The following is an 8,254-nucleotide window of genomic DNA, read 5'->3' on the forward strand; positions in this document are numbered from 1 at the left end:
GGCGACGGCCGGGCGCGGGCGCTGCGCGCCCCGCCTGCGTCGCGGCGAGGGTCGAGCGACGGCTTGGGGGAGGGCGTCACGGATGGCCTAGCCTCCTGCGGCGAAGGTCTGGCCGAGGCCGCCGGCGAGGTGCTCGACGATCGGCCCGAGCGCCAGGGCCGGGAAGAAGGTCAGGCCGCCGACGATGAGGATCACGCCGACCAGCAGCCCGACGAACAGGCCGCCGTCGGTGGGGAAGGTGCCGGACGAGGCCGGCACGGTCTTCTTGGCGGCGAGCGCGCCGGCGATGGCCAGCGCCGGGACGATCACGAAGAACCGCCCGACCAGCATGCCGGCCGCCAGGGTGGTGTTGTAGAAGGTCGTGTTCGCTGCGAGCCCACCGAAGGCCGAGCCGTTGTTGGCGGCCGCCGACGTGAACGCGTAGAGGATCTCGGAGAAGCCGTGCGGGCCGGCGTTGGCGGGGCCGGCGAGCCCCGCGGCGACCACGGTGGCCAGCGCGGTGCCGCCCAGCATCATCAGCGGCAGGCAGAGGATGGCGAGCATCGCCATCTTCACCTCGCGCGCCTCGATCTTCTTGCCGAGGTATTCCGGCGTGCGCCCGACCATCAGCCCGGCGACGAAGATCGTGACGATGACGAAGACCAGCATGCCGTAGAGCCCGGCGCCGACGCCGCCGACGACGATCTCGCCGAGCTCCATGTTGATCAGCGGGATCATGCCGCCGAGGGCGGTGAACGAGTCGTGCATGGCGTTGACCGCGCCGCAGGAGGCGGCGGTGGTGACGACGGCAAACAGCGCCGAGGCCACGATCCCGAACCGAACCTCCTTGCCCTCCATGTTGCCGCCGGGCAGGCCCAGCGCGTTCAGCACCGGGCTTCCGGCGGATTCGGCGCCGTAGGTGATCGCGATCCCGGCCAGGAACAGCACCGCCATCGCGGCAAGGATCGCCCAGCCCTGGCGCTCGCGGCCGACGCTGCGGCCGAACAGGTTGGTGAGCGCCGCGCCGATCGCGAAGATCGAGACCATCTGCGCGAAGTTCGACAGCGCGGTCGGGTTCTCGAGCGGGTGGGCGGCGTTGGCGTTGAAGAAGCCGCCGCCGTTGGTGCCGAGCATCTTGATCGCGACCTGGCTGGCCACCGGCCCGACCGCGATGGTCTGGGACGCGCCCTCCAGGGTCGTCGTCGCGACGGCGCCGCCAAGGGTCTGCGGGATGCCCTGCCAGACCAGGAACAGCGTGAACACGACGCAGAGCGGCAGCAGCAGGTAGAGGGTGCCGCGGGTGAGGTCGACCCAGAACGAGCCGACGGTCCGCACCGAGGCTCGCGAAAAACCCCGGACGAGGGCGACGGCCAGAGCGATGCCGGTCGCGGCCGACAGGAAGTTCTGATGGGTCAGCCCCAGCATCTGCGACAGGTATGACAGCGTCGTCTCGCCGCCGTAGGACTGCCAGTTGGTGTTGGTGATAAAGCTCGCCGCGGTGTTGAAGGCGAGGTCCGGTGCCACGGCGCCCTGCCCGTCCGGGTTCAGGGGCAGCACCGCCTGGAGCCGCAGCAGGGCGTAGAGCAGCACGAAGCCGGCCGCGTGGAAGACGAGCATCGCCGTGGCGTAGGCGAGCCAGTGCTGCTCGTGGGTCCGGTCGATGCCGGCGAGGCGATAGAGCCCGCGCTCGACCGGTTCGAGCACGGGCGAGAGCAGGGTCCGCTCGCCCGAGAAGACGCGGGCCATGTAGCCGCCGAGGGGGCGCACGAGCGCCAGCACGACCGCGCAGAAGAGCGCGATCTGGATCCAGCCGTTCACGGTCATGGGTCGGTCCTTCAGAACCGCTCGGGGCGGACGAGGGCGTAGGTGAGGTAGGCCAGCAGGCCGACCGTCACGAGGGCGCCGAGGAACAGGTCGAGAGGCAGGGTCGCAGGCATGGCGATCTCCTCAGAGGCGCGCGCACAGGCCGGCATAGCCGGCAGCGATGGCGAAGAAGGCGAGGGCGCCTGCGAGGAAGGCGAGGTCGAGCATGGGAAACGTCCGCAACGACGGGGGGCGGCGACGCCGGCGCGGGCCGACCGGTCCGCTTCGACCGATCCGCCCGGCGTCGTGCGTGCCGTGGTCGTCAGATTGGGCGGACGCGCCGTAGGAATGCGAGAGGCGGCCGGCCCCGATTCCATAAGGATCCCATCAGGATCGGGCCGGCTCTTCGGGCGCGACCGTGCAAACCCGTTCACAGGTCCGCGCACAGCGCGATCCCGAATCGGTCGCCTCGGACTCCTGAATTTCGGTCAGGGAGACGAATACTGAGAACGCGCCGTAGAGACGCAATGTCCGGTGCGGGGCGAAGTCCCGACGAGACGACCGGCCACGATGGCTGCGGCAGCGGGCCGACAACGATTAAAGCTTTGAGAAAGAATGATAATCCGGCTCCGCGACACCCGGCTTCGCAGGTTCGAGCGCCCTCGGCATGCGGCCGTTTCGGCCGATATCGTCACGGTCGAGCATTGCTGCCGTCGCGGAAAGGCCGCGTCGGGCGTCGATGGACCGGGTCGAAGCCTGGGAGCGGGGCGAAGAGCGGTGTTGCCCGAATCAATCGATATACTTTAGGTACGTTTTCCGCAGGCTGCGGGCTTCACGCCATGGCACCGCAGTTTCATTCTCGACCGTTGCCCCCTCGTGCGACATACCGCCCATTCGAAAAGTGCGTGGCTGCGCCGCAAGGACGGGGTACAATCGTACCGTGACTTTAGCGCATCTCAAGATTGTCTTTCGAGAGCGCTTGGTCACTTCTACACGCCCGGGCATCCCGCTCGGCGGCACGAACCCGAGTGAGACGAACACGATGTCGACCGCGGAACAGAAGAAACCCACCGATGCCGACCACACCGTCGGCAGCCGCATCGCGGTTCTTCGGGCCGCCCGCGGGATCAGCCAGACCGCCCTCGGCCAAGCCCTGGGCGTAAGCTTCCAGCAGGTCCAGAAGTACGAGAAGGGCCGCAACCGCGTCGGCGCCGGCCGCCTTCAGACGATCGCCGACCATCTCGGCGTGCCGGTCTCGACCTTCTTCGAGGGCGAATCCGGCGAGTCGCGTTCCGTCGACGAGTCCGCGAGCCTGCCTTTCCTCGGCATCGCCGGCGCAGCGGAGCTGCTGAAAGCCTATTCGGCGATCTCTGACCTGCAGATGCGCCGCGACGTGCTGGCGATGGTGAAGTCCGCCGCCCGGATCGCGCGGGCCGGCACGCCGGACGCCGCCGCCTCCTGACGGCTACTCCGACGGGCGGCGTCTCGGAGCGGTCGCGCGTTCATCGGTCGGTCGCGCGCGACAACGTGATCGGCGCGCGCGCCGCCGCGCCTATCTACCGCCCTGCAACCCGGACCCGGCTTGCCATCAGGGAGGATCCGATGATCCGCGACATCCACAGCGGCCTGGCCGCACTGGCGCTCTCCGCCTTCGCGCTGTCCGCCACCGTCGCCACGGCTTCGGCGGCCGAGGGCCAGACCTACAAGGCTGCGCTGACGGCGGGCTCGGAAGTGCCCGCCACCGAGAGCAAGGGCACCGGCGAGGTCTCGGCGACCTACGATCCCGCCGGCAAGACGCTGACCTGGAAGGGCAGCTACAGCGGTCTGACCGGCCCGGTGACGGCCGCCCACTTCCACGGTCCCGCCGAGGCCGGGGCCAATGCCGGCGTGCTGGTCCCGGTGACCGCCTCCGCCAGCCCGTTCGAGGGCTCGGCCACCCTCGACGACGCCAAGGCGGCCGACCTCGCCGCGGGCAAGATCTACTTCAACCTCCACACCGCGGCGAACCCGAAGGGCGAGATCCGCGGGCAGGTGGTGCGGGCGCCGTAGGCCTTTTCCCCGGCGCGCGCATTCTGTAGGCCGCTCGCCGGGGACGGCTTGCGGAGGCTCGCGCTGTGAAGCAATCGGACGCCATCATCGCCTGGACGCCGGCACGCTGGGCGGAGCTGCGCCCGGACACCGCCGGCCAGGTCGCGGTGCTGCCGGCCCCGGACGCGGAGGGCGCGGCCAAGCGCTTCATGATGCGCGGCGGGGCCGGCTCCTCGGCCCTCCAGGCTCTGACGGGGGAGGCGCGGATCGCACGCCTGTTCATCGACTTCCAAACCTTGGTGGTACGCGACGGCCTCGACCCGCAGGCGGTGCACCGGGCGTTTCTCGCCATCGACGAGTACCGGTTCCGCATCGCCCCCGACACCGAGGGCGCGGAATTCGAGGATCCGCCGGAAGAGGATTGATCGAGCGGTCCTCCGACCCCCGCGCGCGTCACGATCGAGAAAAGACCGACGCGTACCCACGGTTGCCCTAGGTGAGCCTGGATGCGTCACGCGCCACGGAGTCTCCCGCGATGCCTCTCACAGCGCCCCTCACAGCGCCCCTCGTAGCGCCCCTTGCAGCGTCCCCAGTACCCGGCGGCCTGTCCCGCCGCGCGCTGATCGCCGCCGCCGCCCTGATGCCCCTGACCCGGGGCGCGTCGGCGGAGGAGACGCTGATCCGCCGTCCGATCCCGTCGACGGGCGAGATGCTGCCGGTCGTCGGCATCGGCACCTCGCGCCGCTACGAGGTGGCCCCCACGGCCGAGGCCGTCGCGCCGCTGCGCGCGGCGGTCGAGCGCTTCGTGGCGCTCGGCGGATCGGTGATCGACACCGCCCCGAGCTACGGCACGGCGGAGGACGTGCTCGGGTTGATCCTCCCGGACGGCGCCTTGCGCGACAAGGTATTCCTGGCGAGCAAGGTCGACACCACCGGCCGCGAGGCCACGCGCGCCGAGTTCGAGCGTTCGCTGGCGCGGATGAAGGTCGCGCGGATCGACCTCGTGGCCGTGCACAACCTGATCGACGCCACCGAGAACCTCGCGGTGCTGCGCGACCTCAAGGCGGAGAAGCGGATCCGCTACCTCGGCGTCACCGTCTGGCGGGACGGGCAGTTCGACGGGCTGGAGCGCGTGATGCGCAGCGAGACCCTCGACGCGATCCAGGTCAACTACGCGATCGACAACCGCGAGGCGGCCGAGCGCATCCTGCCGCTCGCCGCCGACCGGGGCCAGGCGGTGATGGTCAACGTGCCGTTCGGACGCGACCGCCTGTTCAAGGCGGTCCAGGGCAAGGCGGTGCCGGACTTCGCCAAGGCCTTCGGCTGCGAGACCTGGCCGCAATTCTTCCTGAAATACGTCCTCGGCCACCCGGCCGTGACCTGCCCGATCCCCGGCATGGCGAAGGTCGCCTACGTCGAGGACAACCTCGCCGCGGCCCGCGGGCGCCTGCCCGACGCGGCCGAGCGGAAACAGATGGAGGCCTTCATCGATGCGCTCTGACCTTTTCGGACTTTCCCGTCGCGCCGCGCTCATGGCCGGCCTCGCATGCCTCGCGTTTCCGGCGATGGCGCAATTTCCGGCACTGGCGCAGGAGACATCCAAAAAAATTCGGATCGGCGTGATCGGCTCGGGCAACATCGGCGGCACGATCGGGACCCTCTGGGTCAAGGACGGGCACGAGGTGATGTTCTCCTCCCGCCATCCCGAGACCCTGAAACCCATGATCGAAGCCCTGGGCGACAAGGCCAAGGCCGGCACGCCCGAGGAGGCGATCGCCTTCGGCGACGCGGTGTTCGTGGCGGTGCCGTACAAGGCCTATCCGGAACTCTCGAAGTCCTACGCCGCCGCCCTCAAGGGCAAGGTCGTGCTCGATGCCGGCAACGCCACCAAGGCGCGCGACGGCGAGCTCTACGACGAGGTCCAGGCCAACGGCATCGGCGCGACCTCGGAGAAGTACTTCCCCGGCGCCAAGCTCGTCCGGGCGTTCAACGCGGCCAACTACAAGGTCTTCGCCAAGGAAGGCGCGAACGGCGGCAAGGACCGGGCGGGCGGGCGCATGGCGATCCCGATCGCCGGCGACGACGCGGGCGCGGTCAAGGTCGCCGAGGGCCTGGTGCGCGACGCCGGCTTCGACCCGGTTTTGGTCGGCGGCCTGAAGGACGCGAGCAAGTTCGCCATGGGCTCGCCCGGCTTCGGCCACGAGCAGACCGCGCCGGACCTGCGCAAGACCCTCGGGCTGACGCAGTGACGAGGGCCAATGGGCAACTCCCTCTCCCCTCTGCGGGAGAGGGTGGCCCATGCAGTGGGTCGGGAGAGGGGAGCGCGCTGTCAGGATACGGCGCTCCCCTCTCCCGACCCCTGCTGACGCAGGGGCCGCCCTCCCCCGCAGAGGGGGAAGGGCGCGTCGGAACCGGCTCTGGCAACGGGTTCACGCGATGAGTCACGCCGCGATGCCGACCGAGGCTGCGCCTTCGAACGCCTTCGCGCGCCTGGTCGGCGCCCGGCCCGGGGAGGGGCCGGCGCTGGCTTGGTCCTGGGCCTACATCTTCTCGATCCTGGCCGCCTACTACGTGCTGCGGCCGATCCGCGACCAGATGGGCGTGGCCGGCGGCATCGAGAACCTGCCGTGGCTGTTCACTGCGACGCTCGTCGGGATGCTGGCGCTGAACCTGCCCTTCGCGTGGCTGGTCAAGCGCATGCCGCGCGCGCGCTTCGTGCCGCTGACCTACCGCTTCTTCGCCAGCAACATCCTGCTCTTCGCCCTGGCCCTCTACCTCGCGCCGCCGGACTGGGAGGTGTGGATCGGACGGGTGTTCTTCGTCTGGCTGTCGATCTTCAACCTGTTCGTGGTGTCGATCTTCTGGGCGACCATCGTCGACGTGTTCTCGACGAGCCAGGGCAAGCGCCTGTTCGGCTTCATCGCGGCCGGCGCGACGCTGGGCGCCATCGCCGGATCGGCGACGACCGCCCTGCTCGCCAAGGCGGTGCCGACCTGGGGCCTGATGCTCGGCGCGGTGGTGCTGCTCGAATGCGCGGTGTTCAGCATGCGCGGGCTCGCCCGTCTCTCCGAGCGCCTGCGGCAGGCGCCGTCGGGCGGCCCCGAACAGGGGACCGGTCAGGTGATCGGCGGCAGCGTGTTCGCCGGCGTGACCCGGACGCTGGCCTCGCCCTACCTGCTCAACATCTCCCTGTTCCTGCTGCTGTTCTCGGTCACCTCGACCTACCTGTATTTCCAGCAGGCGGCGATCGCCAAGGCGAGCTTCCCCGACCGCGCGGCGCAGACGGCGTTCTTCGCCGGCGTCGACCTCGCCGTGAACGTGCTGACCCTCGGGGTGCAGTTCTTCCTCACCGGGCGGATCGTGCGGCGGATCGGCGTCGGGCTGACGCTGGCGATCCTGCCGGCGCTGAGCATCCTCGGCTTCGGCCTGCTGGCGCTGGCGCCGTCGATCGCGGCGATCGTCGGCTTCCAGGTGCTGCGGCGGGCGGGCAACTTCGCGATCAGCCGGCCGATCCGCGAGGTGCTGTTCACGGTTGTGCCGCGAGAAGACCGCTACAAGGCCAAGAGCTTCATCGACACCGTGGTCTACCGCCTCGGCGACCAGGCCGGGGCGTGGTCCTATGCCGGCCTGGGTGCCCTCGGGTTCGGCGCGGCGGCGGTCTCGGTGGTGGCGGTGCCGCTCTCGGCGGCCTGGCTCGTCAACAGCCTGTGGCTCGGACGGGCGCAGGAGCGGCGCCACCGCGACGCGGGGACAGCGGACGCGCCGGGCTACGCCGAAGGGATCTGATGGTGGCTCAGCGGCGGCGGGCGCGGACCCGGACCGGTTGCAGGGCCGGCGCCCCCCTATCGCGACCTGCGAGCACGAGGCCGATCGCCGCCCACCCGGCGAGCGCCGCGGCGACGCCGTGGCCGAGCCATTCGACTAACCCGAGGATCGTCATGGAACCGCCCTCCGAATCGTAGTTCAGGCTGGGCGCCTGACGGTTAACGAAAGGTTAATGCCGGGCCCGCCCGATCTCCGGCGACCCCGAAGCGCAGAGCAGGTGCGGGTCCCGTCCGCCGCGACGGGATCTGTCCGCCGCCGCAACCGTTAAGCTCGCATTAACCCTGGCGCTTCGATGGAGCATCGGACGCGGCCCGGCCGAAGGGAGACGAGCGAAGGCATGCGCTGCTGGTCCGCCCTGTGCCTCGCTCCGGTCCTGGCCTTTGCGAGTTTTCCCCTTGCGGGCGCGCCGGCCTCGGCGCAGGAACCGCTCTTCCTGCGCATCCGTCCCGCGGACGCGCCCCCGCCCGCGATCGGCTCCGGCGGAGCCGACGCGGCGGTCGCGGCGGCCCGGGCGGCGCGCGAAGCGGTGTGGGAGCGCAGCACGGTCCGCGCGAACATCGCCATCGCGTCGGTCTGCACCGGCTGCCTCGGCCGCCCGCCCGCGCCGACGCCCCTGCGG

The 8,254-nt window shown here is 70.5% G+C and carries 9 protein-coding genes and 1 pseudogene; 7 read left to right on the forward strand and 3 right to left on the reverse strand.

Translation table 11 applies throughout. From position 1 onward, the window contains the following. Window positions 1–87: 87 nt before the first annotated feature. Window positions 88–1,803, reverse strand: a complete 1,716-nt coding sequence (gene kdpA, locus FV229_RS23295) for a potassium-transporting ATPase subunit KdpA (protein WP_147754236.1) — start codon at window positions 1,801–1,803, stop codon at window positions 88–90. A gap of 11 nt (window positions 1,804–1,814) precedes the next feature. Beyond that, window positions 1,815–1,916: a K(+)-transporting ATPase subunit F gene (locus FV229_RS23300; protein ID WP_147754237.1), complete on the reverse strand. Its 102-nt coding sequence runs from the start codon at window positions 1,914–1,916 to the stop codon at window positions 1,815–1,817. A gap of 908 nt (window positions 1,917–2,824) precedes the next feature. On the opposite strand from FV229_RS23300, the gene FV229_RS23305 reads away from it, so the two are divergent. From FV229_RS23305 to FV229_RS23335, 6 genes are all read left to right on the forward strand, one after another. Next, entirely contained in the window at window positions 2,825–3,244 is a 420-nt protein-coding gene (locus FV229_RS23305) for a helix-turn-helix transcriptional regulator (RefSeq protein WP_147754238.1), read from the forward strand. A gap of 140 nt (window positions 3,245–3,384) precedes the next feature. Beyond that, a complete protein-coding gene (locus tag FV229_RS23310; protein ID WP_147754239.1) occupies window positions 3,385–3,831 on the forward strand; it encodes a CHRD domain-containing protein in 447 nt (148 codons plus the stop codon). 65 nt (window positions 3,832–3,896) lie between these two features. Continuing rightward, window positions 3,897–4,235, forward strand: coding sequence for a hypothetical protein (locus tag FV229_RS23315; protein ID WP_147754240.1), 339 nt, complete (start codon window positions 3,897–3,899; stop codon window positions 4,233–4,235). Between the two features lie 215 nt (window positions 4,236–4,450). After that, the gene (locus FV229_RS23320) at window positions 4,451–5,311 is read left to right on the forward strand and encodes an aldo/keto reductase (RefSeq protein ID WP_238272117.1); all 861 of its coding nucleotides are present in this window, start codon (window positions 4,451–4,453) and stop codon (window positions 5,309–5,311) included. After that, complete coding sequence (locus FV229_RS23325; RefSeq protein WP_147754242.1) at window positions 5,301–6,059, forward strand: NADPH-dependent F420 reductase; 759 nt, start codon at window positions 5,301–5,303, stop codon at window positions 6,057–6,059. The genes FV229_RS23320 and FV229_RS23325 overlap by 11 nt, the downstream gene beginning before the upstream one ends. A 187-nt stretch (window positions 6,060–6,246) precedes the next feature. Next, a complete protein-coding gene (locus FV229_RS23335; RefSeq protein WP_147754244.1) occupies window positions 6,247–7,596 on the forward strand; it encodes an MFS transporter in 1,350 nt (449 codons plus the stop codon). Window positions 7,597–7,603: 7 nt separating this feature from the next. Here the strand turns inward: FV229_RS23335 and FV229_RS27630 are convergent, their stop codons facing one another. Continuing rightward, on the reverse strand, window positions 7,604–7,750 hold the full coding sequence (locus FV229_RS27630; RefSeq protein ID WP_187273672.1) for a hypothetical protein: 147 nt from the start codon (window positions 7,748–7,750) through the stop codon (window positions 7,604–7,606). A 222-nt stretch (window positions 7,751–7,972) separates the two neighbouring features. On the opposite strand from FV229_RS27630, the pseudogene FV229_RS23340 reads away from it, so the two are divergent. Next, window positions 7,973–8,254 (forward strand): annotated as a pseudogene (locus tag FV229_RS23340) (hypothetical protein); the annotation flags it as partial.

The organism is Methylobacterium sp. WL120, from assembly GCF_008039465.1.
Lineage (GTDB): Bacteria > Pseudomonadota > Alphaproteobacteria > Rhizobiales > Beijerinckiaceae > Methylobacterium > Methylobacterium cerastii.

What these genes read in the sequence shown, in the direction of transcription:
- FV229_RS23300 (WP_147754237.1), bottom strand. Translation starts at nt 1,916, where the DNA reads ATGCCTGCGACCCTGCCTCTCGACCTGTTCCTCGGCGCCCTCGTGACG.
- FV229_RS27630 (WP_187273672.1), bottom strand. Translation starts at nt 7,750, where the DNA reads ATGACGATCCTCGGGTTAGTCGAATGGCTCGGCCACGGCGTCGCCGCG.
- FV229_RS23335 (WP_147754244.1), top strand. Translation starts at nt 6,247, where the DNA reads ATGAGTCACGCCGCGATGCCGACCGAGGCTGCGCCTTCGAACGCCTTC.
- kdpA (WP_147754236.1), bottom strand. Translation starts at nt 1,803, where the DNA reads ATGACCGTGAACGGCTGGATCCAGATCGCGCTCTTCTGCGCGGTCGTG.
- FV229_RS23320 (WP_238272117.1), top strand. Translation starts at nt 4,451, where the DNA reads ATGCCCCTGACCCGGGGCGCGTCGGCGGAGGAGACGCTGATCCGCCGT.
- FV229_RS23310 (WP_147754239.1), top strand. Translation starts at nt 3,385, where the DNA reads ATGATCCGCGACATCCACAGCGGCCTGGCCGCACTGGCGCTCTCCGCC.
- FV229_RS23325 (WP_147754242.1), top strand. Translation starts at nt 5,301, where the DNA reads ATGCGCTCTGACCTTTTCGGACTTTCCCGTCGCGCCGCGCTCATGGCC.
- FV229_RS23305 (WP_147754238.1), top strand. Translation starts at nt 2,825, where the DNA reads ATGTCGACCGCGGAACAGAAGAAACCCACCGATGCCGACCACACCGTC.